The organism is uncultured Sneathiella sp., assembly GCF_963973085.1.
GTDB lineage: Bacteria > Pseudomonadota > Alphaproteobacteria > Sneathiellales > Sneathiellaceae > Sneathiella.
Map to the genome: position 1 here is coordinate 277,769 of NZ_CAXAXA010000002.1, position 25,705 is coordinate 303,473.

Below are 25,705 nucleotides of genomic sequence, written 5' to 3' on the forward strand. Positions count from 1 at the left end.
CATCTGGATTAGTTAGAAGGGCATTTTTCAAACTTCCCGCCGCCAAAATGCTGCGCCGCACAACATCACAATAATAGAATTTCAAAAATAATTGTAGATATAATTTTTGCTATTACAACTTTTTTGCTTTTCCGATTGTGCGCTGCGGGATATATTCTCTTTAAATCCAGTGAAAATGATTAGGGACACCAGCGATGAACGAATTGAAACCATTTGATGTCGTATTGGAAAACGGGACGTTGATTGATCCAGTTACCGGATTGAATGGATCTTACGACGTCGGGGTTCGTGATGGTGTGATCGCCGCGGTGGATGCTAGTCTGAAATCCGAGAAAGCAATTGAGCGGATAGATGTGACAGATCATCATGTCATACCGGGGATGATCGACACCCATGCGCATGTTTATGAGCATGTCACTGGTAAATTTGGACTGTCTCCTGATCTGGTTGGTGTTTACTCTGGAGTGACAACCCTGGTTGATCAGGGCGGCCCGAGTTGCATGACGGTCGGCGGATTCCGGAAATTCATAGCAGAACCATCCGCCAGTCGCGTCCTTGCCTTTTTATCAGCCTACCTCGTTGGCGGGCTGGAGGGGCATCTGTATCCTGAGTTGTATGGGCCCAACGGCGTCAATGCAGAACATACAATCACCGCAGCAAAGGTAAACCGGGACCTTGTTAAAGGTATTAAGGCGCATGCTGAGATTGGGGGCCAATCCCGCTGGGGGATGGAGGTTATCAAGATCGGGCAGGAAATAGCGACCGCCGCTGACCTTCCGCTCTATATCCATCTGGGCCAGTTGTGGCCGACAAGCAGCAGTGCGCCTATCCCGTCTTCGGAAGAACTGATCCGTGAGTTGTTGCCCATCATGAAGGAAGGGGACGTGCTGGCTCATCCTTTTACCCGACATCCCGGCGGTTTCGTCTCAAGCGAGGGGGAGATACATCCGATCCTGCTGGAAGCCGTTCGTCAGAAGCAGATTCTCGTAGATGTCGGTCATGGATCTCATTTCAGTTTCGACGTTGCTCGCCGGGTTCTGGATGCGGGCATTATGCCTTTCACGCTCGGGGCGGATATGCATGGCTACAATGTTACAATTCCCGATGCCACCGACAAGTCGGAGAGGGCGGCAAATCCGTTCTCTGGCGTAGCGCCATTTAACCTGACGATCGCCATGTCGGAGCTATTACATTTAGGTGTTCCTTTGGAGAAGGTGATTGAGATGGTTACCTGTAATCCTGCCAAGTTGTTGCGAATGGAGGGAGAGCTAGGTTCTATTGCCGTCGGCCGTGAGGCGGATATTTCAGTCCTCAAGATTGAAACGGGTCGGTTTACGCTTTCCGATAACAGCGGTGAGAATGTGACAGCTGAGAAATTGATACGCCCCGCTTTTTGCCTTCGCGGCGGCGAGAAGTTTGACGCAAATTCGGCTTTTGTACCGGCGGCTATTGTCGCCTAACCGTTTTTCCATACATAGCTGGCGCGAGACTTGACGCGGATTTAGGTCGTCAGCAAACACGACGTGCGGGCGCCTGCAAATACATATGGTTGCTTGGCAAGTTAGCGGAAATTAAATGGCCCAATTTTCGTGACCAACGTCTAGATTGACTCCTGCCATTTTTAACACAGGGACCATGAACCCGCTTCGTTCGGCGCTTACGATGCTTTGCGCCTGTGCTGCTGCAAGTTTTATTTGGACGGCGCTCTGTGGGCGATCTTTATTCTGTCCGGCGCCCTGTTACTGGGATGGCGGGAAATCATTCGTGCTCGGGAAAACGCCGAGGAGTAAGTATAAGCCGCCGCATAATTTGATTGTCATCCCGATATATGCCGTCACATCCCGCTGTATCCCGCATCCCCTTCCGGTTAATCCTAAGTGTCACCTCAAGGAATATTTGTGCCATGTGGAAAGGTGGGGAAAGGTTTTGAAACAGATAAGCCCTCGAAAACGATGTGTTTTCAAGGGCTTATGTGGTGCCGCCACCAGGAGTCGAACCCGGGACCTGATGATTACAAATCAACTGCTCTACCAGCTGAGCTATAGCGGCCTATGGTGCCGCGCAAAATAGTCAGCTTGCCGAGCTTCGACAAGTAAAAAATTAAGTTTTTTTTGCGGGGTGTTGCCGCGCTGATTCTAGTAGATAATTAGCAGCTTCGTTTGCCACGTGTCAGTTCATAAAAGGTGATCGCTGCGGCGTTGGAGACGTTGAGACTCTCGACCCGGGGGCTGATCGGCAATTTGGCGATCAGATCACATTTCTGAGCGGTCAGCTGGCGAAGCCCTTTTCCCTCCGCGCCGAGAACAATGGCGATCTTCTGAAACTTGTCGGCGACTTGCTCCAGCTCCCCTGTTGCATGGCCGTCAAGGCCGATTCGCCAAAACCCGGTTTCCGCCAGCTGGTCCAGGGCGCGGGATAAATTCCCGACACGAATGATCGGAACCATTTCCAGTGCACCGGAGGCCGCTTTCGCCAAAACACCCGTGACAGGCGGAGAGTGTCGGTCCGGCATGATCAGGGCGCTTACATTAAAAGCCGCGGCGGATCGCAAAATAGCCCCGACATTATGGGGGTCCGTTACCTGATCAAGGACGGCAACGACAACCGGTATAGATGCAATGGCGTCCGGAAGGTCTGCAATCGTCACTTCCGGCAAGGGGGTGGGTAGGAGGGCAATACCCTGATGAAGAGCATTTTCAGGCAGCAATGCGGTAATTGCGTCCTTGTCGACCACTTCTGGTGCAACTATTTCTTCAATTCCGCCTCGCGTGTCGATATCCAGGGCTTCGAGCTTTGCCCAAGTCATGACAAGTCGGCGAACCTTGCGTGCTGGATTTGCGAGGGCGGCCATGACAGCATGATCGCCGTAAAGCCAGCTATCTTGGGAGGTTGCGGCGTTCCCTTGGCGGAATGAACGCGGGTTCTTGCGGCCTGAATTAGCCGTATCCCTTTGCGGTTTGCTGCTCCGCCTATTTGCTGGCTTGCTTCTTGACATGGCGTTGCTTATATTGCGCTTCGTATCTTGCAACAAGTCGCCATTTCCAATGCAGTCGAAAAAAATTGAACAAATCAGTCGGATTTGCTCTTTTTCGGTTGACTTTATTTGGGAATTTTCGATAGTGCCGGTCACCTTCGGTGCGAGCCGGGGGCCTGATGCATGCGCGGAGGGGTGCCTGAGTGGTTAAAAGGGACGGACTGTAAATCCGTTGGCTATGCCTACGTTGGTTCAAATCCAACTCCCTCCACCATCTGCATGTTGAAATATATAAGATGTCGCGGGAGCTGACATCGACTGATGCGTGATAAGGCGGGTGTAGCTCAATGGTAGAGCAGCAGCCTTCCAAGCTGAATACGAGGGTTCGATTCCCTTCACCCGCTCCAAGCGCTGGTCAGCGCGATATAAATAGGCCATGAAATTGTGAATGCCGGAAAATGGATTTTCGGTGTTTTCGGGCTGTGTAATTTATTGCTTCGGGACGACGGAAAATGGCCAAAGAGAAATTTGATCGTAGTAAGCCGCATGTTAATATTGGGACGATTGGTCATGTTGACCATGGGAAGACGACGCTGACGGCGGCGATTACGAAGGTATTGTCGGAAGCGAGCGGCGGCAAGTCGTTTGCGTTTGACGAGATTGACAAGGCGCCGGAAGAGAAGGCGCGCGGGATCACGATTTCGACGGCCCATGTTGAGTATGAGACGGCGGACCGTCACTATGCGCATGTGGACTGCCCGGGCCATGCTGACTATGTGAAGAACATGATCACGGGTGCGGCGCAGATGGACGGGGCGATCCTTGTTGTTTCTGCGAACGACGGCCCGATGCCTCAGACACGGGAGCATATTCTTTTGGCCCGCCAGGTGGGTGTTCCGGCGCTTGTTGTGTTCATGAACAAGGTTGACCTTGTGGATGACGAGGAGCTGATCGAGCTTGTCGAGATGGAGATCCGCGAGCTTCTGTCTGAGTATGACTTCCCGGGTGACGACATTCCGATCATTGGCGGTTCGGCGCTTGCGGCGCTGGAAGGCCGGGATGATGCGATTGGCAAGGAAGCGATCCTGAAGCTGATGGCGGCGGTTGATGAATCGATCCCGCAGCCGGAACGCGAGATTGACAAGCCGTTCCTGATGCCGATTGAGGATGTGTTCTCGATTTCGGGTCGTGGGACGGTTGTGACGGGTCGTGTTGAGAGCGGCATTGTCAAGGTTGGCGAGGAGATCGAGATTGTCGGCATTCGTCCGACGACGAAGACGACCTGCACAGGCGTTGAGATGTTCCGCAAGCTCCTGGATCAGGGTCAGGCGGGCGACAATGTGGGTGTTCTGCTGCGTGGTACGAAGCGTGAGGATGTTGAGCGTGGCCAGGTTCTGGCGCATCCGAAGTCGATCACCCCGCATACGAAGTTCAAGGCGGAAGCCTATATCCTGACGAAGGAAGAAGGCGGTCGTCATACACCGTTCTTCACGAACTATCGTCCGCAGTTTTACTTCCGGACGACGGACGTGACGGGTGTTGTGTCGCTTCCCGATGGGACGGAGATGGTGATGCCGGGTGACAATGTGACGATGGATGTCGAGCTGATCGCACCGATCGCCATGGACGAAGGCCTGCGCTTCGCAATCCGCGAAGGCGGCCGCACCGTCGGCGCCGGCGTCGTCGCAAGCGTAACCGAATAAGGAAAATGGCTGTCGTTTGTTTTCGGCAGCGAAAAGATTACATGTAGATTATGGTCAGTCCCGGGCGTCGGAAATTGATTTCGGCGACCCGGGATTGCCCGTTCAGACCGGAGGAGTGTAGCTCAATTGGTAGAGCACCGGTCTCCAAAACCGGGGGTTGTGGGTTCGAGTCCCTCCTCTCCTGCCAATCTGGTTGATCTATGTGTAAAAGTCTTGTATACCGCCGGGTCATTCACCGGATGAAGGAATTTTGAAGAATTATGGCAAAGGTAAACCCAGGAGCTTTTATCCGCCAGGTGCGGCAGGAAGCCTCGAAAGTCACATGGCCGACCCGCAAGGAAACGCTGGTGACGACGGGGATGGTGTTTGTCATGGTCTTTCTGGCGTCCATGTTCTTCTTCCTGGTAGACACCGGCATACAGTTCGTCATTAAAACAATCATGTCCCTGGGATCCTGATCACATGGCAAAACGTTGGTACATCATTCACGCCTATTCGGGTTTTGAGAAAAAAGTCGCTCAATCCGTCAAGGAACAGGCCATTGTCAAAGGTATGGCAGACCTGTTCGAGGATGTTCTGGTACCGGTTGAGGAAGTGGTTGAAGTGCGGCGTGGCCAGAAGGTCAATGCGGAGCGCAAATTCTTTCCCGGTTACGTGCTCGCCCATATGGAAATGAATGACGAGACATATCATCTTGTGAAAAACCTGCCGAAAGTGACAGGTTTTCTCGGGAATGGTAACAAGCCGACGCCGATCTCCGAGAAGGAGGCGTTGGCGGTTCTCAACCAGGTGCAGGAGGGGATTGAACGGCCGAAGCCGTCGGTCACGTTTGAGCTGGGTGAGGAAGTGCGCGTCAGTGACGGTCCGTTTGCGACCTTCATGGGCCAGGTCGAGGAAGTGGACGAGGAAAAGGCGAAGCTGAAAGTCTCGGTATCCATTTTCGGACGTTCTACGCCGGTTGAGCTTGACTATTCGCAAGTCGAGAAGAACTGAATATTCGAAATTTCCGCATGGTGCGGATCGTTGTGGGAGGCCGGCCATGGTCGTACCACAGCCCCTTAAGATGAAGAGGGTTTAAAATGGCAAAGAAGATTAAAGGCTATATCAAGTTGCAGGTCCCGGCGGGACAGGCAAATCCATCCCCGCCCATTGGCCCGGCTTTGGGTCAGCAGGGCGTGAATATCATGGAATTCTGCAAGGCGTTCAATGCCTCGACAGGAAATATGGAAGGCGGTATGCCGATCCCGACCGTTATCACGGTATATGCCGATCGGTCGTTCAGCTTTATTACCAAAACGCCGCCAGCGTCCTATTTCCTGAAGAAGGCTGCCAACCTTAAAAAAGGCGGCAGCACGCCAAGCAAGGAAGTCGCGGGCAAGGTAACGGTTGCGCAGGTTCGCGAAATTGCCGAAGCGAAAATGGTAGACCTGAATGCCAATGATATTGACTCGGCTATGAATATTATCAAAGGCTCTGCCCGGTCTATGGGCCTGGAAGTGGTGGAGTAGGATCATGGCAAAACTGACGAAAAGACAAAAAGCCGCAGTCGACGTAATTGACCGCGAGAAATTCTACGGACTTGAAGAAGCCGTTGACATCATCAAGACCCATGCCAAGTCGAAATTCGATGAAACCGTCGAAATCGCGATGAACCTGGGTGTCGATCCCCGCCATGCGGACCAGATGGTTCGTGGCGTGATCCAGCTGCCGAACGGCACGGGTAAGTCCGTCCGGGTTGCTGTGTTTGCGCGGGGTGACAAGGCGGACGAAGCGACCGCCGCAGGCGCGGATCTTGTTGGTGCGGAAGACCTGATGGAAAAAATTCAGGCAGGTGAAATGAATTTCGATCGCTGCATTGCAACGCCGGATATGATGGCCGTTGTCGGTCGCCTCGGTAAGGTGCTGGGTCCGCGCGGCCTGATGCCAAACCCGAAGCTGGGAACGGTAACGCCGAACGTTGGTGAGGCCGTTGCGGCCGCCAAAGGCGGGCAGGTTGAATTCCGGGCTGAAAAGACCGGTATTATTCACGCCGGCCTTGGTAAGTCCAGCTTCACGAAGGAAGCCTTGAGCGAGAATATCAAGGCCTTTGTTGAAGCAGTTGCGAAATCCAAGCCAAGCGGAGCAAAAGGAACATTTATCAAGAAGATCGCTGTCAGCTCGACAATGGGCCCCGGCGTGAAGCTTGAAATCGGCGATGTGATCTAACGCTGAATACCGAATTTGCCGCATTTCGGTGCGGCAAGTGTCGGGCTGGTTCGCCAGTCCGTCTGTCCAAGACTGCAGGTGTTCCCGGAAAATTTATTTTTCGGGAATTTAAAAGCAAACCGTTGCCTGCATAGACAGGGAAGCTAAATAATTCGCTGCGTGTCAGCAATTCAGGTGGACCTGGGACAGTTTAACCGGACCCGACGCAAGTCAGGTTCAAATGTAAGCGGAATGTCTTGCGTAATTATGACATTCCAAACACTGGAGACGACGAGTGGACCGATCGCAAAAAGAAGTGGTGGTTACCGAGCTAAACGGTGTCTTTAACGAGGCAGCGGTTGTTGTTGTCGCCGAATACAGTGGTCTCACTGTGGCGGAAATGACAGACCTGCGTGTAAAGATGCTTGATGCCGGAGCCAGCTTCAAAGTGACTAAAAATCGGCTTGCGCGTCTCGCTCTTGACGGCACGGACTACAGTTCCCTGTCCGGTAAACTCAAAGGCCCGGTCGGTATCGCCTATTCAAGCGATCCGGTTGCGGCTCCCAAAGTTGCCACGGACTATGCAAAGGGAAATGACAAGTTCATCGTTATCGGAGGTGCCATGGGGGTAACGGAGCTCGATCCTGACGGGATCAAGTCTCTTGCCAGCCTGCCATCTCTTGATGAACTTCGTGGAAAACTGGTCGGGTTGCTTCAGGCCCCTGCGACAAAAATCGCAGGTGTCCTTCAGGCTCCCGCAGGTCAGTTGGCCCGTGTCCTGTCGGCGAAAGCCGAACAGGGTTAGATGTAATAGCCAGTTAATTTTAAACGAAACCAATAGGTTTACCTGAGGAGAATAGTACAATGGCCGATCTCGAAAAGATTGCCGAAGACCTTTCCAGCCTGACTGTGCTGGAAGCTGCAGATCTTGCAAAACTTCTGGAAGAAAAATGGGGCGTTTCCGCTGCCGCACCTGTGGCTGTTGCCGCTGCTGCTGGTGGTGGTGCAGGTGAAGCTGCCGCCGCTGAAGAGAAAGACGAGTTTGACGTTATTCTTGCCGCTGTTGGCGACAAGAAAATCAACGTCATTAAAGAGGTTCGTGCGATTACCGGCCTCGGTCTTAAGGAAGCAAAAGACCTCGTTGAAGGCGCACCCAAGGCCGTTAAGGAAGGCGCTCCCAAAGACGAAGCAGCCAAGATCAAAGAACAGCTTGAAAGCGCAGGCGCAACTGTTGAGCTTAAATAAGCGGCGCAGATGCGGCGACCTTCGGGAAGCTGAAATGTTAACGGGGAAGGCGGCTTTTGCTGCCTTCCCCGCAGCCGCTTTCTAAGCAGGCAAGCGGTAATCCGGCGGGATTTAAACGACGCGGCTTTTCCGGTAGTCCGCAAACCGGAAGAAAATTTGTCGGATACCCCGCTTTCGCCGTCTGTCGGTGCGGATATGGGGAATTCGGCAGGCAGCCTTTTTGATAAAGGTTGTTTTTTAGTTGGCCAATAAACATACGGGGATTTGGCATGGGCATATTGCAGTCGTTCACCGGTCGCAAGCGCGTTCGTAAAAACTTTGGAAGTATCGAGGCGGCCACTGAGATGCCGAACTTGATTGAGGTTCAGAAAACCTCGTACGATGCGTTCTTGATGAAGGAGACGCCGCCAGATGCGCGTGGCGATGAAGGTCTTCAATCCGTTTTCAAGTCCGTTTTTCCGATCAAGGACTTCGCCGATACAGCCAGCCTTGAATTTGTTTCCTATGAGTTCGAAGCTCCTAAGTATGACGAGGAAGAGTGCCAGCAGCGCGGCATGACCTTTGGCGCACCGCTGAAAGCGACGCTGCGCCTGATCGTCTTCGAAGTGGATCCGGATACGGAAGCAAAATCTGTCCTCGATATCAAGGAACAGAGCGTTTACATGGGCGATATGCCGCTCATGACCGATAAGGGTACCTTTATTATTAACGGTACCGAGCGTGTCATCGTTTCCCAGATGCACCGTAGCCCGGGCGTTTTCTTCGATCATGACAAGGGCAAGACCCATGCGAGCGGCAAGCTTCTGTTCGCGGCGCGCGTGATTCCCTATCGCGGTTCCTGGCTCGATTTCGAGTTTGATGCAAAAGACATTGTACATGTTCGTATCGATCGTCGCCGCAAGCTGCCTGTTACGGCTCTCTTGCAGGCGCTCGACATGAGCCATGAGGATATCCTTAACTATTTCTATGATCGGGTAGATTACAAACTGGAGAAAAAGGGCTGGCGCACGCCGTTCAATGTTGATCGCGTTCGTGGCAGTCGTCTGATCCGCGATCTTGTGGACGCGGATACCCAGAAAGTCGTCGCCGAAGCCGGCACGAAGATCACCCAGCGCCTCGCCAAGAAGCTGATGGATGAAGGCCTGAAAGATATGCTGGTGGGTCATCTCGATCTGGTCGGCCGATATATCGCGGAAGACCTGATCAATGAGAAAACCGGTGAGGTGTTTGTTGAAGCCGGTGAAGAGCTTACAGAAGCGCTGATTGATCAGCTCGAAGCGGCGGGCTTCAAGGAAATTCCGACTCTCGATATCGACAATGTGAATGTCGGACCGTATATCCGCAATACGTTGGCCGTCGACAAGAGTAGTTCACGTGATCAGGCCCTGATCGACATTTACCGGGTTATGCGTCCGGGTGAGCCGCCGACCGAGGAAACAGCGGAAGCGCTTTTCAACGGGCTGTTTTTCGATTCTGAACGCTATGATCTCTCGGCTGTCGGCCGGGTGAAAATGAACCTGCGTCTTGATCTTGATGTGGAGGATACGGTCCGTGTCCTGCGTAAGGAAGATATTCTGGAAGTCGTAAAAACGCTGGTTCGTCTCAAGGACGGCCATGGGGAAACCGACGATATCGACAACCTTGGCAACCGGCGGGTTCGCTCTGTCGGGGAACTGATGGAAAACCAGTATCGCATTGGCCTGCTGCGTATGGAGCGCGCCATTCGCGAGCGGATGAGCTCGGTCGAGATTGATACGGTCATGCCTCATGACCTGATCAATGCGAAACCGGCAGCTGCCGCGGTGCGTGAATTCTTCGGCTCCAGCCAGCTCAGCCAGTTTATGGACCAGACCAACCCGCTTTCGGAAATTACCCATAAGCGTCGCCTGTCCGCGCTCGGACCGGGCGGATTGACCCGTGAACGCGCTGGCTTCGAAGTCCGCGACGTGCATCCGACCCATTATGGCCGTATCTGTCCGATTGAAACACCGGAAGGGCCGAACATCGGGTTGATCAACTCATTGGCGACATTTGCACGGGTGAATAAATACGGCTTTATTGAAAGCCCGTATCAGCGCGTCGAAAATGGCAAGCTGACCGGGGATGTCAAATATCTCTCGGCAATGGAAGAAAGCAAGCACACGATCTCTCAGGCCAACGCGGCACTGGATGAAAACGGTATGTTCACCGAGGATTTCGTACGCTGCCGGGCGCAGGGCGAATATATCGTTGCCAAGCCGGAAGACGTGACCTACATCGACGTGTCGCCAAAGCAGTTGGTCTCCGTTGGCGCGGCACTTATTCCGTTCCTGGAAAATGACGATGCAAACCGCGCGCTTATGGGATCGAACATGCAGCGTCAGGCTGTGCCTTTGCTCCGCGCCGAAGCCCCGTTTGTGGGCACGGGTATGGAAGAGCGGGTCGCTCGCGACTCTGGCGTCGCGACGACGGCCAAACGTGCCGGTATTGTTGATCAGGTTGATGCGACCCGCATCGTGATCCGGGCAACGGACGAGACTGATCTTAGCCGCTCTGGAGTTGATATCTATAACCTGCTGAAGTTCCAGCGCTCCAACCAGAATACCTGCATTACCCAGCGTCCATTGGTTAAGGTAGGTGATATGGTCGAGGCAGGGGATATCATTTGTGATGGTCCATCGACGGATCTCGGTGAGCTGGCGCTTGGCCGGAACGTGCTGGTCGCCTTTATGCCGTGGAATGGCTATAACTTCGAAGACTCTATCCTGATCTCTGAACGGATCGTTAAGGATGACGTCTTCACCTCGATCCATATCGAGGAGTTTGAGGTGATGGCCCGGGATACGAAGCTCGGCCCGGAAGAAATCACCCGTGATATTCCGAACGTCGGGGAAGAGGGACTTAAAAACCTCGATGAAGCCGGTATCGTTTATGTGGGCGCGGAAATTCAGCCGGGTGACATTCTCGTTGGCAAGATCACACCGAAGGGTGAAAGCCCAATGACGCCGGAAGAAAAACTCTTGCGGGCGATCTTTGGCGAGAAAGCGTCTGACGTTCGCGATACGTCCCTGCGCTTGCCGCCGGGGGTTGCGGGAACCGTGGTTGAGGTGCGAGTCTTCAACCGTCACGGCGTTGAGAAGGATGAGCGCGCGCTCGCCATCGAACGCGATGAGATTGAGCATCTGGCAAAAGACCGTGACGATGAAAAAGCGATCCTGGAGCGGACGATTTACGACCGCCTCAAGGGATTGCTTAATGGTGAAAAAGTTGCCTCCGGTCCAAGTGAGTTCAAGGCCGGTGAAGAGATCAAGTCCGAGAAACTTCTGGATCTCCACCCGGGTGTCTGGTGGCAGATCAGCGTCAAGAATGACGAGGCGATGGAGAAAATCGAACAGCTCAAGAAGCAGTATGACGAGGCCATTGGCGGACTTCGTGCGCGCTTCGAGAATAAGGTCGATAAATTGCAGCGTGGCGACGAGTTGCCACCTGGAGTGATGAAAATGGTCAAAGTCTTCGTCGCGGTGAAGCGTAAGCTGCAGCCAGGCGACAAGATGGCGGGTCGTCACGGCAACAAGGGGGTCATCTCCCGGATTTTGCCGGAAGAGGACATGCCCTATCTTGAGGATGGCAAACCTGTCGATATCGTGCTTAACCCGCTGGGTGTGCCGTCGCGTATGAACGTCGGTCAGATTCTGGAAACACATCTGGGTTGGGCCAGCCATGGTATTGGAACCCAGGTTACTGAAATCATGAACCGTATCCGTCATGGTTCAAGTGACCTGGCGCCGTTGAAGGCGAAGCTGAAAGAGGTTTATGGCGACGAGGAATATGAGGAAAAGATTTCCGGCATGTCCGACGAGCAGTTCCTCGAACTCGGCGGCAACCTGCGTAATGGCGTTCCCATGGCAACGCCAGTATTCGATGGCGCGAAGGAGGATGATATCAATCGCCTTCTGGAAATTGCCGGACTAGACACCTCCGGTCAGGTAACCCTGATCGACGGCCGGACGGGCGAGACATTTGATCGCAAGGTGACTGTGGGCTATATCTATATGTTGAAGCTGCATCATTTGGTCGATGATAAAATCCATGCGCGGTCGATTGGTCCGTACAGCCTCGTGACCCAGCAGCCGCTGGGTGGTAAGGCGCAATTCGGCGGACAGCGGTTCGGTGAGATGGAAGTCTGGGCCCTGCAGGCCTATGGCGCTGCGTACACACTGCAGGAAATGCTGACCGTGAAGTCGGACGACGTGGCAGGTCGGACGAAAGTCTACGAAGCCATTGTTCGCGGTGACGATACGTTTGAAGCCGGTATCCCGGAAAGCTTCAATGTTCTGGTCAAGGAAATGCGGTCCTTGTGCCTGAATGTGGAGCTTTCGCAGATCGGCTACTGATCCAAAGGTCCCGGCTTCGGCCGGGACCAGTTGGAGCGTTGGTCACAGACAGTTATTTTTTTAAGGCTGCTTTAACAAGCGCCTCCCGGGGACCCCGGGGTTTAAAAGGAGAGATGGTCCATGAATGAGTTGATGAACCTTTTTGGTCAGCCACAGGGCACTCAGGCTTTTGATGAAATCCGAATTTCGATTGCGTCGCCGGAACGGATCCGGTCGTGGTCCTTTGGCGAGATCAAGAAGCCCGAAACCATCAATTACCGTACTTTCAAACCGGAGAAAGACGGCCTTTTCTGTGCACGGATCTTTGGCCCGATCAAGGATTATGAATGCCTGTGCGGTAAGTACAAGCGGATGAAATATCGCGGAATTACCTGCGAGAAATGCGGTGTCGAGGTTACGCTCTCAAAAGTTCGCCGCGAGCGCATGGCGCATATCGAATTGGCGTCACCGGTTGCGCATATCTGGTTCCTGAAATCGCTTCCCTCCCGTATCGGGCTTCTGCTTGATATGACCCTGAAGGATCTGGAGCGGATTCTTTACTTCGAAAACTACGTCGTTGTTGAGCCGGGTCTGTCGCCGCTCAAGCAGTTCCAGCTGTTGAGCGAAGAAGAGTATCTGGATGCGCAGGATGAATATGGTGAGGATGCCTTCACAGCCGGCATCGGCGCCGAGGCGATCCGTGATATTCTGTCCTCCCTTGATCTGGAAACCATTCGCGATGAAATCCGTGAGGAAATGGCGACGACAACGTCGGAAGCCAAGCCGCGCAAACTTGCGAAGCGCCTCAAAATCATCGAAGCCTTCATGGAATCGGGGAATCGTCCGGAATGGATGATTTTGCAGGTTGTTCCGGTCATTCCGCCGGAACTGCGCCCGCTGGTCCCGCTTGATGGCGGCCGGTTTGCAACCTCTGACCTCAATGATCTCTATCGCCGGGTGATCAACCGGAACAACCGTCTGAAACGTCTGATCGAATTGCGCGCGCCGGACATCATTGTCCGCAACGAAAAGCGCATGCTTCAGGAATCCGTTGATGCGCTCTTTGATAACGGGCGCCGCGGTCGGGTGATCACGGGTGCTAACAAGCGGCCGCTGAAATCCCTTTCCGATATGCTGAAAGGCAAACAGGGTCGCTTCCGTCAGAACCTTCTTGGCAAGCGCGTTGACTATTCCGGTCGTTCGGTGATCGTGGTGGGGCCTGAGCTCAAGCTCCATCAATGCGGATTACCGAAGAAAATGGCGCTGGAGCTGTTCAAACCCTTTATCTATGCCAAACTTGAACTCAAGGGTATGGCGGCAACTGTCAAGATGGCGAAAAAGCTCGTCGAGAAAGAGCGTCCGGAAGTCTGGGATATTCTCGAAGAAGTCATTCGCGAGCATCCGGTGCTCCTCAATCGTGCGCCGACGCTTCACCGCCTCGGTATCCAGGCGTTTGAGCCGATCCTTATCGAAGGCAAGGCCATTCAGCTTCATCCGCTCGTCTGTACTGCCTTCAACGCTGACTTTGACGGCGACCAGATGGCTGTGCATGTGCCGCTTTCGCTGGAAGCGCAGCTTGAAGCCCGCGTCCTCATGATGTCAACGAACAACATCTTGAGCCCGGCGAGTGGCAAGCCGATCATCGTGCCAAGCCAGGACATCGTTCTCGGCATCTATTATCTGACCATGGATATCGCCAATGAGCCAGGTGAGGGAATGGTGATTGCCGATGTGGCGGAAGCCCAGCATGCGATCGATAACAAAGTCCTGACCCTGCACAGCAAGATCAAGACCCGCATCACGGTCGTTCAGGAAGATGGAACACAAGTTCGCAAGCATGTCGAGACCACACCGGGCCGGATGCTGATCGAGGAAATTCTGCCGAAGAATGCGAAAATCAGTTTTGATCTGATCAACCGCCTTCTGACGAAGAAAGAAATCACGCAGGTTATTGACGAGGTTTACCGTCATTGCGGTCAGAAAGAGACAGTTATCTTTGCGGACCGGATCATGGGCCTCGGCTTCGCACATGCCTGTCGCGCCGGTATTTCCTTCGGCAAGGACGATATGCGTATCCCGGAATCAAAAGACAAGCTGGTTGAAGACACACGTAAGCTCGCCGAAGAATATGAACGGCAGTATTACGATGGTCTGATCACGCAGGGTGAGAAGTATAACAAAGTCATTGATGCCTGGTCCCAATGTACGGACCGGGTCGCGGATGAGATGATGAAAGTCATTGAAGCCGTGGAGATGGATGAGAACAACCGTCAGGTTGGCATTAACTCCATTTATATGATGGCGAACTCCGGTGCCCGTGGTTCCGCGGCCCAGATGAAGCAGCTTGCTGGTATGCGTGGCCTGATGGCCAAGCCGTCCGGTGAAATTATCGAAACGCCGATTATCTCCAACTTCAAGGAGGGCTTGAGCGTTCTTGAGTACTTCAACTCTACTCATGGTGCTCGTAAGGGTCTTGCGGATACGGCGCTCAAGACGGCCAACTCCGGTTACCTGACGCGTCGACTGGTGGACGTTGCCCAGGACTGTGTCGTGATCGAGGAGGATTGCGGGACTGAAAAGGGTGTTACTGTTCGCGAAGTTGTCGAGGGTAGCGATATTATCGCGACATTAAGCGATCGCCTGCTCGGCCGGACAGCGGCCGTCGATGTTGTCAATCCGACGACGGGTGAGGTCATTGTGCCTGGCGGGGAAATGTTCGATGAGGCAAGTTCGCTGCTTGCGGAAACCTCTGGTGTTGAGCAGGTGTTGATCCGCTCGGTTCTGACTTGTGAAACCAAGGGTGGTATCTGCGGAAAATGTTATGGCCGTGACCTCGCGCGCGGAACTCCTGTCAATATTGGTGAGGCTGTCGGCGTTATTGCGGCGCAGTCCATCGGTGAGCCGGGCACACAGCTGACCATGCGGACCTTCCATATTGGTGGTACAGCACAGGTCGCGGAGATTTCCTCCATCGATGCGTCGCATGACGGCACGATCAGGCTTGAAAACCGCAATGTTGTTGTCAACAGTAGCGGCAATCCGATCGTGATGGGGCGGAATTCCGAGCTGGTTCTGGTTGATGACAATAACCGGGAACGGGCGCGCCATCGCATTGCCTATGGTACACGTTTGCTTGTTGACGAAGGATCAAAAGTCAAGAAGGGCGATAAGCTGGCCCAGTGGGATCCGTTCACCACACCAGTTATCACTGAACTTGAAGGGACGGTCAGCTATAAAGATTTGGTTGGCGGCGTCTCCATGGCGGAACAGGTTGATGAAGCCACGGGTATTGCCCGGAAGATCGTCGTCGACTGGAAAGCCCAGCCGAAGGGCAGCGATCTGCGGCCACGTATTACCCTGCGCGGCACGGACGGCGAGCTTCTGACGCTCCCAAGCGGACATGAAGCGCGTTACTTCCTGCCTGTTGACGCTATTCTCTCGGTTGAGGATGGTGCAGATGTTCAGGCGGGTGACGTGTTGGCCCGTATTCCACGCGAAGGATCCAAGACCAAGGATATTACTGGTGGTCTGCCCCGGGTGGCTGAGCTTTTCGAAGCACGGCGTCCGAAGGATCATGCCATTATCGCTGAGGCGGACGGCTTTGTCGAGTTTGGCAAGGACTACAAGTCCAAGCGGCGCGTGTCGATACGTCCGGAAGAAGAAGGGGCGGAACCTGTCGAGTATCTCATCCCGAAAGGCAAGCATCTTTCGGTCAATGAAGGCGACTATGTTCGGACTGGAGACTACCTTCTCGATGGTAACCCGGCACCGCATGATATCCTGAAGGTTCTGGGTGTGGAGGCGCTCGCTAACTTCCTGATCAATGAAATTCAGGACGTTTATCGTCTGCAGGGCGTGAAGATCAACGACAAGCATATTGAAGTGATCTGCCGTCAGATGTTGCAAAAAGTGGAAATCGAGAAGCAGGGCGAGAGCACCTTCCTGATCGGCGAGCACATTGATCGTGAAGAGTTCGACGAGCAGAATGTGAAGTTGGTTGATGCGGGTAAGGCTCCTGCAGAAGGCAGCCCGATCTTGCTCGGTATCACGAAAGCGAGCCTGCAGACCAATTCCTTTATCTCGGCCGCGTCCTTCCAGGAAACAACCCGTGTTCTGACGGAAGCGTCGGTCGCTGGTAAGAAGGACACGTTGCTGGGCCTGAAGGAGAATGTCATTGTTGGTCGACTGATCCCAGCGGGAACCGGATCGCAGATGAACCGCCTGAAATTGATGGCAGCGAAACGCGATCGGGAGATTCAGGAAAATTCGGAGGCAGCGATAGACATGCTGGAACCCGAAGGAACCGAAGAGACCTCTGCCGCCGAGTAATTGATTGGCGGGAATCAGTATATTCTTTCGCCGTAACAGCGGAGAATAATGTGAAATTAAGAGCGGCGCCTGATGTCGGGCGCCGCTTTTTCTTTATTCATGGCAGTAAATAGAAGGCCGCCGTGAGGCCTGTTTTACTATTTGGAGCCAAATATGCTAGAAATTGGCCAAAAAGCGGGGAGACGGGAGTGTGAAAACAGGGTCGCTAAAAGATTAACAAAAAGGCAACCTTTTCTGCTTGACTGCGCCGGACCTCACCCATATATTGCGCGCTCCTGACAGCAGTCGTGTACTTCATTTTCCGTGTGTCGTCAGGATTTTTTTAAACACACACGTGTCAAGTCTATTCGGGTGGACGCAAAAAACCTGACCGCGAGCAGAGCCGCAGCTGCACGCGGCTGTTCTGTTTGCGGCAACGCATGATAGGAAGAAGAATGCCTACTATTAATCAGCTGATTAGAAACCCCCGCAAGGCGCCGGTTTCGCGCAATAAAGTGCCCGCCATGGAGGCGTGCCCGCAAAAGCGTGGTGTTTGCACAAGAGTTTATACGACGACTCCGAAGAAGCCGAACTCAGCTTTGCGGAAAGTTGCCCGTGTTCGTCTGACCAATGGCTTTGAAGTCACGAGTTATATCCCTGGTGAAGGCCATAACCTGCAGGAGCATTCGGTTGTCCTGATCCGTGGTGGTCGTGTAAAGGACTTGCCGGGTGTTCGTTATCACATCATTCGTGGCGTGCTGGATACGCAAGGCATTGCGGATCGCCGTCAGCGTCGCTCCAAATATGGCGCGAAGAAGCCGAAATAAGGGAATTATCGAATGTCACGTCGTCACGCAGCTGAAAAGCGCCAAGTTCTCCCTGATGCGAAATATGGGGATGTTGTTCTGACAAAGTTCATGAACTCCCTCATGTTTGACGGGAAAAAATCTACTGCCGAAGGCATTGTTTATGGTGCTTTTGACATCATCGAGAAGAAAACCGGCTCTAGTGCCGTTGATGTCTTCCATGAAGCTCTCGACAAAATTAAGCCGGACCTTGAGGTGCGTTCCCGCCGTGTGGGTGGTGCAACCTACCAGGTGCCCGTTGAAGTGCGTTCGGAGCGTGGGCAGGCCCTCGCCATCCGTTGGCTGATCTCAAGTGCCCGCAAGCGCTCTGAAGTTACAATGGTTGATCGCCTTTCCGGTGAAATTCTCGATGCTTCAAATGAGCGCGGAGGCGCTGTCAAGAAGCGCGAAGACACACACAAGATGGCAGAGGCGAACCGCGCTTTTGCTCATTATCGCTGGTAATCGAAATATTTACGCAAGCTTGATCTAGGATTTCAGACATGGCACGCAAAACGCCCATCGAAAGATACCGCAACATCGGCATTATGGCCCATATTGATGCGGGCAAGACAACGACCACGGAACGTATTCTGTACTATACAGGTGTGTCTCACAAAATCGGTGAGGTGCATGATGGTGCGGCGACTATGGATTGGATGGAACAAGAGCAGGAACGTGGTATTACTATTACCTCGGCTGCGACAACCTGTTTCTGGAAAGATCATCGTATCAACATTATCGATACACCGGGCCACGTTGACTTCACGATTGAGGTTGAGCGTTCTTTGCGCGTTCTCGACGGCGCGGTTGCTGTGTTTGATGGTGTTGCCGGTGTTGAGCCGCAGTCAGAGACTGTTTGGCGCCAGGCTGACAAGTATCGTGTGCCGCGGATGTGTTTCGTCAACAAGATGGACCGCACCGGCGCTGACTTCTACCGCTGCGTGGAAATGTTCAAGACCCGTCTTGGTGCGAAGCCGCTCGTTCTCCAGCTTCCGATTGGTTCTGAAGCCGATTTTGAAGGCGTTATTGATCTGATCAAGATGAAGGAAATCGTCTGGAATGGCGAAGAGATGGGCGCGTCGTTCGAGTATCGCGATATTCGTCCGGAACTCGCAGATAAGGCAGCTGAGTATCGTGAAGTGATGCTGGAAACGGCAATTGAATCTGATGAGGCCGTACTGGAGGCGTATCTGGAAGGTGAAGAGCCTGATGAGGACACGCTGCGTCGCTGCATTCGTAAGGGAACGCTGGCCGCAACATTTGTTCCGGTCTTGACCGGGACGGCGTTCAAGAACAAGGGTGTGCAGCCGCTGCTCGACGCTGTTATCGAATTCATGCCGTCCCCGACCGATATCGGCGGTACGCATGGGATTGATGTCAAGACAGAAGAAGACATTGAGCGTCTGCCGTCTGATACAGAACCGTTTGCCGGCCTTGCCTTCAAGGTGATGACCGACCCGTTTGTTGGATCGCTGACATTCGTTCGCGTCTATTCCGGCGTGTTGGAAGCAGGTACGCAGACGCTGAACTCGGTCAAGAACAGCCGTGAGCGGGTCGGCCGGATGCTTCAGATGCATGCGAACAGCCGGGAAGACGTGAAAGAAGCGCGTGCGGGTGACATTGTTGCCATTGCCGGGCTGAAAGACACGACGACAGGTGATACGCTTTGTGACTCTTCCAAGCCTGTTATTCTGGAGCGGATGGAATTCCCTGAGCCGGTGATCGAGATCGCTGTTGAACCAAAGACCAAGACCGACCAGGAGAAAATGGGTGTTGCCCTGAACCGTCTCGCAAAAGAGGATCCGTCTTTCCGTGTGACCTCCGATCACGAAAGTGGCCAGACGATCATTAAAGGGATGGGCGAGCTTCACTTGGACATCATCGTGGATCGCATGAAGCGTGAGTTTGGTGTTGAAGCTAACGTTGGCGCACCTCAGGTGGCGTATCGCGAAAGCATCACCAAGCAGGCCGAACTTGATTATACGCATAAGAAACAGTCGGGTGGCTCGGGTCAGTTTGCGCGCATCAAACTTGTCGTGCAACCAGGTGAGCCGGGTGCCGGATTTACTTTTAGCGACACGATTACAGGCGGATCGGTGCCGAAGGAATATATTCCGGGTGTCGAAAAGGGTGTCAAGGATATCATCGAGACAGGCGTACTCGCTGGCTTCCCGCTGATCGATGTGGATGTAGTGCTGGTTGACGGTGCATACCATGACGTTGACAGCTCGGTCATGGCGTTTGAGATTGCCGGTCGTGCCGCAACGCGTGAAGTTGTGCGCAGTGCCGGTCTTCGCTTGCTGGAGCCAATGATGAAAGTCGAGATTGTCACGCCGGACGAATATATCGGCGATGTGATGGGAGACCTGAACAGCCGCCGCGGTCAGGTGACCGGAACGGAACCGCGCGGTGTTGCGCAAGTTGTCAACGCGATGGTGCCGCTGGCCAACATGTTTGGCTATGTGAACAATTTGCGCTCCCAGACGCAGGGTCGGGCAACCTTTTCCATGGTGTTCGACCATTATGAACCAGTGCCACAACACGTATCAGACGAAGTTCTGGCGAAGTTGGCGTAACGAAATAAGCTGAGGCAGCCGGAAAAAACGGAGAGATAAAATGGCCAAAGAGAAATTTGATCGTAGTAAGCCGCATGTTAATATTGGGACGATTGGTCATGTTGACCATGGGAAGACGACGCTGACGGCGGCGATTACGAAGGTATTGTCGGAAGCGAGCGGCGGCAAGTCGTTTGCGTTTGACGAGATTGACAAGGCGCCGGAAGAGAAGGCGCGCGGGATCACGATTTCGACGGCCCATGTTGAGTATGAGACGGCGGACCGTCACTATGCGCATGTGGACTGCCCGGGCCATGCTGACTATGTGAAGAACATGATCACGGGTGCGGCGCAGATGGACGGGGCGATCCTTGTTGTTTCTGCGAACGACGGCCCGATGCCTCAGACACGGGAGCATATTCTTTTGGCCCGCCAGGTGGGTGTTCCGGCGCTTGTTGTGTTCATGAACAAGGTTGACCTTGTGGATGACGAGGAGCTGATCGAGCTTGTCGAGATGGAGATCCGCGAGCTTCTGTCTGAGTATGACTTCCCGGGTGACGACATTCCGATCATTGGCGGTTCGGCGCTTGCGGCGCTGGAAGGCCGGGATGATGCGATTGGCAAGGAAGCGATCCTGAAGCTGATGGCGGCGGTTGATGAATCGATCCCGCAGCCGGAACGCGAGATTGACAAGCCGTTCCTGATGCCGATTGAGGATGTGTTCTCGATTTCGGGTCGTGGGACGGTTGTGACGGGTCGTGTTGAGAGCGGCATTGTCAAGGTTGGCGAGGAGATCGAGATTGTCGGCATTCGTCCGACGACGAAGACGACCTGCACAGGCGTTGAGATGTTCCGCAAGCTCCTGGATCAGGGTCAGGCGGGCGACAATGTGGGTGTTCTGCTGCGTGGTACGAAGCGTGAGGATGTTGAGCGTGGCCAGGTTCTGGCGCATCCGAAGTCGATCACCCCGCATACGAAGTTCAAGGCGGAAGCCTATATCCTGACGAAGGAAGAAGGCGGTCGTCATACACCGTTCTTCACGAACTATCGTCCGCAGTTTTACTTCCGGACGACGGACGTGACGGGTGTTGTGTCGCTTCCCGATGGGACGGAGATGGTGATGCCGGGTGACAATGTGACGATGGATGTCGAGCTGATCGCACCGATCGCCATGGACGAAGGCCTGCGCTTCGCAATCCGCGAAGGCGGCCGCACCGTCGGCGCCGGCGTCGTCGCAAGCGTAACCGAATAAGTTAATTCTGGCAGCCCTCCGGGGCTGCCTTGTTTCTCTTCTGGAGTGACCAGAGTAATGGAAAACCAAAATATCCGCATCCGCCTGAAAGCGTATGATCATCGTGTTCTCGATGCTTCGACAGGTGAAATTGTTAATACGGCCAAGCGCACAGGCGCCCAGGTTCGTGGCCCAATTCCACTGCCGACGCATATTGACAAGTATACGGTCCTTCGCGGCCCGCATATTGACAAGAAGTCACGGGAGCAGTTTGAAATCCGGACCCATAAGCGGCTTCTGGATATCGTAGAACCGACGCCGCAGACGGTGGACGCGCTCATGAAACTGGACCTCGCTGCAGGCGTCGATGTGTCCATCAAGTTGTTGGGGTGATCGAAATGCGTAGTGGATTGATCGCAAAGAAACTGGGTATGACCCGGGTTTTCGCGGAAGACGGGACCCATATTCCGGTAACCGTGCTGGCCGTTGATAATTGCCAGGTCGTTGCACACCGGACGGCTGATCATCATGGCTATAACGCCATGCAGCTCGGCGTTGGCAAAGCCAAGGTCAAGAACGTGACCAAGGCGATGCGCGGCCATTTTGCAAAGGCCGAAGTTGAGCCGAAAATGAAGCTGGCAGAGTTTCGGATTCAAGATGACGCTTTTGTCGACATCGGCGCAGAACTGACGGCGGATCACTTTGTTAGCGACCAGTTCGTTGACGTTGTTGGAACCAGTATCGGTAAAGGCTTCGCCGGCGCGATGAAGCGGCATAACTTCGGTGGTATGCGCGCCTCCCATGGTGTGTCGGTTTCCCATCGGGCGCATGGTTCCACGGGGCAGTGTCAGGATCCGGGCAAGGTCTTCAAAGGCAAGAAGATGGCGGGTCACATGGGCGCGGCACGGGTAACGACGCAGAATTTGAAAGTAGTCTCTACAGACAAGGATCGCGGACTTGTGCTTCTGAGAGGCGCAGTGCCCGGTTCCAAGGGATCGTGGGTATTTGTCGCGGATGCGGTTAAGAAAGCACGTCCCGACAATGCTCCTTATCCGGCGGCATTTGTTGGAAAAGGTGGCGCGGATGCTCCGGTCGAGGATGTCGCGGCGGATACTCCTGTCGAAGAAACCTCCGCTGCCGATACGGCAACGGAAGAGTAAAGGACGGCTGAGATGAAGGTAAATGTAATCAATCTCGATAACAAAAAGGCCGGCGATATCGAGCTTGCCGATGAGGTTTTCGGCTTGGCGCCGCGCGCAGATCTGCTGCAGCGTATGGTGCGGTATCAGTTGGCGGCCCGTCGGGCCGGCACGCATAAAGTAAAGGGCGTTGCAGAAGTTTCCGGCACGGGTCAGAAGCCGTTCAAACAAAAGGGCACAGGTCGCGCCCGTCAGGGTCAGAAGCGGGCTCCGCACCAGCGTGGCGGCGGTGTCGCTCATGGTCCGGTTCTGCGCAGTCATGCCCATGACCTGCCGAAAAAAGTTCGCAAGCTGGCGCTGAAAACTGCCCTGTCCACCAAGCAGGCCGAAGGCAAGCTGATTGTTGTGGATGAATTGAAAGCCAAGGACGTGAAGACCAAGGTCATGGCCGGTAAGTTCAAGGCACTTGGCTGGGCATCGACATTGATCGTTGACAGTGATGAGATGGAGAAGAACTTTGCTCTATCCGCGCGTAACCTGCCGATGATTGACTTGCTGACGTCGAACGGCGCCAACGTATATGACATTCTTCGCCGCGACGTGCTCGTTCTGACGAAAAGCGCCGTGGAAAGCCTGGAGGCACGACTGAAATGAACCAGGAAAATTTATACGATATCCTGCTGGGCCCGGTAGTCACCGAAAAGTCCACAATGGGATCAGAGTTTAACCAGGTGACATTCCGTGTCGCTCTGGATGCGACGAAACCTCAGATCAAGCAGGCAGTTGAGAAACTGTTTGATGTCAAGGTCATGAACGTGAATACCAACCGTACAAAGGGTAAGGTCAAGCGTTTTCGTGGTCATATTGGCAAGCGATCTGATTACAAGAAGGCAGTTGTGACCCTTGCTGAGGGTCAGGCCATCGATGTGACGGCGGGGATTTAAACTATGGCGTTGAAGAATTATAAACCGACAACTCCTGCGCAGCGTGGATTGATCCTTGTCGATCGGTCGGATCTGCATAAGGGCAAGCCGGTCAAGACCCTTACGGAAGGGTTGTCCGGAAATGGCGGTCGCAATAACTACGGCCGGATCACCGCGCGTCGTCGTGGCGGCGGACATAAACGGACATACCGGATCGTTGATTTCAAGCGGCGGAAGTATGACGTTTCTGCATCCGTGGAACGGCTGGAATATGACCCGAACCGGTCGGCATTTATTGCACTTATCCGGTATGAGGATGGCGAGCTTTCCTACATTCTGGCGCCGCAGCGGATTTCCGCAGGTGACAAGGTTATCTCGGGCACCAATGTCGATATCAAGCCGGGCAATGCGATGCCGCTGAAAAACATGCCGGTCGGAACTATTGTCCATAATGTGGAAATGAAGCCGGGCAAGGGTGGCCAGATGGCCCGCGCAGCCGGAACCTATGTTCAGCTGATCGGCAAGGACGCCGGTTACGCACAGCTTCGTCTCGCTTCGGGCGAGCAGCGGATCGTGCCGGCGGAATGCATGGCGACGGTCGGCGCGGTTTCCAACCCGGATCAGAAGAATACCAAGCTCGCGAAAGCCGGTCGGTCTCGCTGGCTCGGCAAGCGCCCGTCGGTACGTGGTGTTGCCATGAACCCGGTTGATCATCCACATGGTGGTGGTGAAGGCCGGACCTCGGGTGGCCGTCATCCGGTATCCCCATGGGGTGTGCCGACGAAGGGCAAGCGGACTCGGTCAAACAAGTCCACGGATAAAATGATCATGCGGCGCCGTCCGCTAAAGCGGAAGAAGTAGGAGCGCATTATGTCACGTTCTGTTTGGAAAGGCCCTTTTGTTGACGGATATCTGCTGAAGAAAGCAGAAACCGCGCGCGATAGTGGCAGAAAGCAAATTATCAAGACCTGGTCCCGCCGGTCGACAATTCTCCCGCAGTTCGTGGGGCTTACCTTTGGCGTGTATAACGGCCAGAAGTTTGTTCCCGTCCTGGTGGATGAAGACATGGTGGGCCATAAATTCGGGGAATTCTCTCCCTCGCGGACATATTACGGCCATGCGGCTGATAAAAAGGCTCGGAGAAACTAAACATGGGTAAACAGTCTCTCAAGCGGCAGTTACAAGATACGGAAGCACAGGCCGTTGGAAACCGTATTCGCGTCAGCCCCCAGAAATTGAATCTGGTGGCGGGCCTTATTCGCGGTAAGTCTGCACAGGCGGCATTGCATGAACTCACTTTCTCCAAGCGCGGTATCGCACCGGAAGTCAGGAAAGTTCTGCAGTCAGCAATTGCCAATGCGGAAAATAACCATCAGCTCGATGTTGATCAGCTGTATGTGTCCGAAGCCCATGTTGGAAAATCGCTGGTGATGAAGCGCATGCGGCCACGGGGACGGGGGCGGTCGAGCCCGATCCTGAAACCTTTTAGCAATATCACGATCGTTGTTCGTGAGCGCGAGGAGCAAGAGTAATGGGTCAAAAAGTAAATCCAATTGGCCTCAGGGTCGGCATCAACCGGACATGGGATTCCCGTTGGTACGCTAAAGACGATTACGCCAAGCTGCTGCATGAAGATGTTCGCATTCGCGAATATCTGGAAAAACAGCTGGAACAGGCCGGCATCAGCAAGATCGTGATTGAGCGTCCGGCAAAGAAAGCGCGGGTCACCATTTATTCGGCTCGCCCTGGTGTGATCATCGGTAAAAAGGGCGCGGATATTGAAAAGCTGCGCGCCGCGATTGCAAAGATGACCAATTCTGAGGTTCATCTGAATATCGTTGAGGTACGCAAACCGGAAATCGATGCGAAGCTGGTGGCCGAGAATATCGCGCAGCAGCTGGCGCGGCGTGTTTCCTATCGCCGGGCCATGAAGCGGGCGGTTCAGTCGGCGCTGCGTCTTGGTGCTGAAGGTATCCGGATAAATTGTGCCGGTCGTTTGGGCGGTGCGGAAATTGCGCGGACGGAATGGTATCGCGAAGGCCGCGTGCCGCTCCATACGCTGCGCGCCAATATCGATTACGGGACGGCTTCGTCTCTGACGACATACGGGATTATCGGTGTCAAGGTCTGGATCTATAAAGGTGAGATTCTGGAACATGATCCGATGGCTCAGGACAAACTTGCAGAAAAACAACAGGCTGGTGGCCGTCCTTCGGGTCGTCCCGGCGCCCGTCGGAATTAAG

Annotated in this window: 22 protein-coding genes, 4 tRNA genes and 1 pseudogene; 25 read left to right on the forward strand and 2 right to left on the reverse strand. The window is 54.0% G+C overall.

Annotated features, from left to right (window positions below; all coding sequences use genetic code 11):
• Window positions 1-194: 194 nt before the first annotated feature.
• The gene (locus AACZ19_RS05440; protein ID WP_339631905.1) at window positions 195-1,460 is read left to right on the forward strand and encodes an amidohydrolase/deacetylase family metallohydrolase; all 1,266 of its coding nucleotides are present in this window, start codon (window positions 195-197) and stop codon (window positions 1,458-1,460) included.
• A 513-nt stretch (window positions 1,461-1,973) separates the two neighbouring features.
• Here AACZ19_RS05440 and AACZ19_RS05445 read toward each other — a convergent pair.
• Both AACZ19_RS05445 and rlmB read right to left on the reverse strand, forming a co-directional pair.
• A tRNA-Thr gene (locus AACZ19_RS05445) sits at window positions 1,974-2,049 on the reverse strand.
• Window positions 2,050-2,146: 97 nt separating this feature from the next.
• A complete protein-coding gene (gene rlmB / locus AACZ19_RS05450; protein WP_339631907.1) occupies window positions 2,147-2,995 on the reverse strand; it encodes a 23S rRNA (guanosine(2251)-2'-O)-methyltransferase RlmB in 849 nt (282 codons plus the stop codon).
• Window positions 2,996-3,163: 168 nt separating this feature from the next.
• Between rlmB and AACZ19_RS05455 the strand changes: the two genes are divergently transcribed.
• The 24 genes and pseudogenes from AACZ19_RS05455 (at window position 3,164) to rpsC (ending at window position 25,704) form a co-directional block, all read left to right on the forward strand.
• A tRNA-Tyr gene (locus tag AACZ19_RS05455) sits at window positions 3,164-3,248 on the forward strand.
• Window positions 3,249-3,307: 59 nt separating this feature from the next.
• Window positions 3,308-3,381 (forward strand) — tRNA-Gly (locus tag AACZ19_RS05460).
• A gap of 105 nt (window positions 3,382-3,486) precedes the next feature.
• Complete coding sequence (gene tuf / locus AACZ19_RS05465; protein WP_339631909.1) at window positions 3,487-4,677, forward strand: elongation factor Tu; 1,191 nt, start codon at window positions 3,487-3,489, stop codon at window positions 4,675-4,677.
• Window positions 4,678-4,788: 111 nt separating this feature from the next.
• Window positions 4,789-4,864: transfer RNA gene (locus AACZ19_RS05470), tRNA-Trp, on the forward strand.
• Window positions 4,865-4,937: 73 nt separating this feature from the next.
• The gene (secE, locus tag AACZ19_RS05475; RefSeq protein ID WP_293959282.1) at window positions 4,938-5,135 is read left to right on the forward strand and encodes a preprotein translocase subunit SecE; all 198 of its coding nucleotides are present in this window, start codon (window positions 4,938-4,940) and stop codon (window positions 5,133-5,135) included.
• 4 nt (window positions 5,136-5,139) lie between these two features.
• Window positions 5,140-5,670 carry a transcription termination/antitermination protein NusG gene (gene nusG, locus AACZ19_RS05480; protein ID WP_339631913.1) on the forward strand — a complete coding sequence of 177 codons (531 nt, stop codon included), beginning with the start codon at window positions 5,140-5,142 and terminating at the stop codon, window positions 5,668-5,670.
• A gap of 86 nt (window positions 5,671-5,756) precedes the next feature.
• A complete protein-coding gene (gene rplK, locus AACZ19_RS05485; protein WP_339631914.1) occupies window positions 5,757-6,185 on the forward strand; it encodes a 50S ribosomal protein L11 in 429 nt (142 codons plus the stop codon).
• A 4-nt stretch (window positions 6,186-6,189) separates the two neighbouring features.
• Window positions 6,190-6,882 carry a 50S ribosomal protein L1 gene (gene rplA, locus AACZ19_RS05490; RefSeq protein ID WP_339631916.1) on the forward strand — a complete coding sequence of 231 codons (693 nt, stop codon included), beginning with the start codon at window positions 6,190-6,192 and terminating at the stop codon, window positions 6,880-6,882.
• Between the two features lie 274 nt (window positions 6,883-7,156).
• A complete protein-coding gene (rplJ, locus tag AACZ19_RS05495) occupies window positions 7,157-7,666 on the forward strand; it encodes a 50S ribosomal protein L10 (RefSeq protein WP_339631918.1) in 510 nt (169 codons plus the stop codon).
• Window positions 7,667-7,725: 59 nt separating this feature from the next.
• Window positions 7,726-8,106: a 50S ribosomal protein L7/L12 gene (gene rplL / locus AACZ19_RS05500; RefSeq protein ID WP_339631920.1), complete on the forward strand. Its 381-nt coding sequence runs from the start codon at window positions 7,726-7,728 to the stop codon at window positions 8,104-8,106.
• Between the two features lie 275 nt (window positions 8,107-8,381).
• Window positions 8,382-12,479, forward strand: a complete 4,098-nt coding sequence (rpoB, locus tag AACZ19_RS05505; protein ID WP_339632721.1) for a DNA-directed RNA polymerase subunit beta — start codon at window positions 8,382-8,384, stop codon at window positions 12,477-12,479.
• Window positions 12,480-12,599: 120 nt separating this feature from the next.
• Window positions 12,600-16,787 (forward strand): DNA-directed RNA polymerase subunit beta', encoded by a 4,188-nt coding sequence (rpoC, locus tag AACZ19_RS05510; protein ID WP_339631922.1) that lies wholly within the window; start codon window positions 12,600-12,602, stop codon window positions 16,785-16,787.
• Between the two features lie 434 nt (window positions 16,788-17,221).
• Window positions 17,222-17,593: a 30S ribosomal protein S12 gene (gene rpsL, locus AACZ19_RS05515; RefSeq protein ID WP_161316330.1), complete on the forward strand. Its 372-nt coding sequence runs from the start codon at window positions 17,222-17,224 to the stop codon at window positions 17,591-17,593.
• A 12-nt stretch (window positions 17,594-17,605) separates the two neighbouring features.
• Window positions 17,606-18,076 (forward strand): 30S ribosomal protein S7, encoded by a 471-nt coding sequence (rpsG, locus tag AACZ19_RS05520; RefSeq protein ID WP_339631925.1) that lies wholly within the window; start codon window positions 17,606-17,608, stop codon window positions 18,074-18,076.
• A gap of 38 nt (window positions 18,077-18,114) precedes the next feature.
• Window positions 18,115-20,190, forward strand: coding sequence for an elongation factor G (gene fusA, locus AACZ19_RS05525; protein WP_339631927.1), 2,076 nt, complete (start codon window positions 18,115-18,117; stop codon window positions 20,188-20,190).
• Window positions 20,191-20,230: 40 nt separating this feature from the next.
• Window positions 20,231-21,421: an elongation factor Tu gene (tuf, locus tag AACZ19_RS05530; protein WP_339631909.1), complete on the forward strand. Its 1,191-nt coding sequence runs from the start codon at window positions 20,231-20,233 to the stop codon at window positions 21,419-21,421.
• A 57-nt stretch (window positions 21,422-21,478) separates the two neighbouring features.
• Complete coding sequence (gene rpsJ / locus AACZ19_RS05535; RefSeq protein ID WP_161315724.1) at window positions 21,479-21,793, forward strand: 30S ribosomal protein S10; 315 nt, start codon at window positions 21,479-21,481, stop codon at window positions 21,791-21,793.
• Window positions 21,794-21,798: 5 nt separating this feature from the next.
• A pseudogene (gene rplC, locus AACZ19_RS05540) lies at window positions 21,799-22,425 on the forward strand (50S ribosomal protein L3); the annotation flags it as partial.
• Window positions 22,426-22,572: 147 nt separating this feature from the next.
• Entirely contained in the window at window positions 22,573-23,193 is a 621-nt protein-coding gene (gene rplD, locus AACZ19_RS05545) for a 50S ribosomal protein L4 (RefSeq protein ID WP_339631930.1), read from the forward strand.
• Window positions 23,190-23,483 carry a 50S ribosomal protein L23 gene (locus AACZ19_RS05550; RefSeq protein WP_339631932.1) on the forward strand — a complete coding sequence of 98 codons (294 nt, stop codon included), beginning with the start codon at window positions 23,190-23,192 and terminating at the stop codon, window positions 23,481-23,483. Before rplD ends, AACZ19_RS05550 begins: the two co-directional genes overlap by 4 nt.
• Before the next feature lie 3 nt (window positions 23,484-23,486).
• The gene (gene rplB, locus AACZ19_RS05555; RefSeq protein ID WP_339631934.1) at window positions 23,487-24,323 is read left to right on the forward strand and encodes a 50S ribosomal protein L2; all 837 of its coding nucleotides are present in this window, start codon (window positions 23,487-23,489) and stop codon (window positions 24,321-24,323) included.
• A gap of 9 nt (window positions 24,324-24,332) precedes the next feature.
• Window positions 24,333-24,611 (forward strand): 30S ribosomal protein S19, encoded by a 279-nt coding sequence (gene rpsS / locus AACZ19_RS05560; protein WP_293963522.1) that lies wholly within the window; start codon window positions 24,333-24,335, stop codon window positions 24,609-24,611.
• Window positions 24,612-24,613: 2 nt separating this feature from the next.
• Window positions 24,614-24,994: a 50S ribosomal protein L22 gene (rplV, locus tag AACZ19_RS05565; RefSeq protein WP_339631937.1), complete on the forward strand. Its 381-nt coding sequence runs from the start codon at window positions 24,614-24,616 to the stop codon at window positions 24,992-24,994.
• Window positions 24,994-25,704, forward strand: coding sequence for a 30S ribosomal protein S3 (rpsC, locus tag AACZ19_RS05570; protein ID WP_293963518.1), 711 nt, complete (start codon window positions 24,994-24,996; stop codon window positions 25,702-25,704). The genes rplV and rpsC overlap by 1 nt, the downstream gene beginning before the upstream one ends.
• The last annotated feature ends 1 nt before the right edge of the window (window position 25,705 follow it).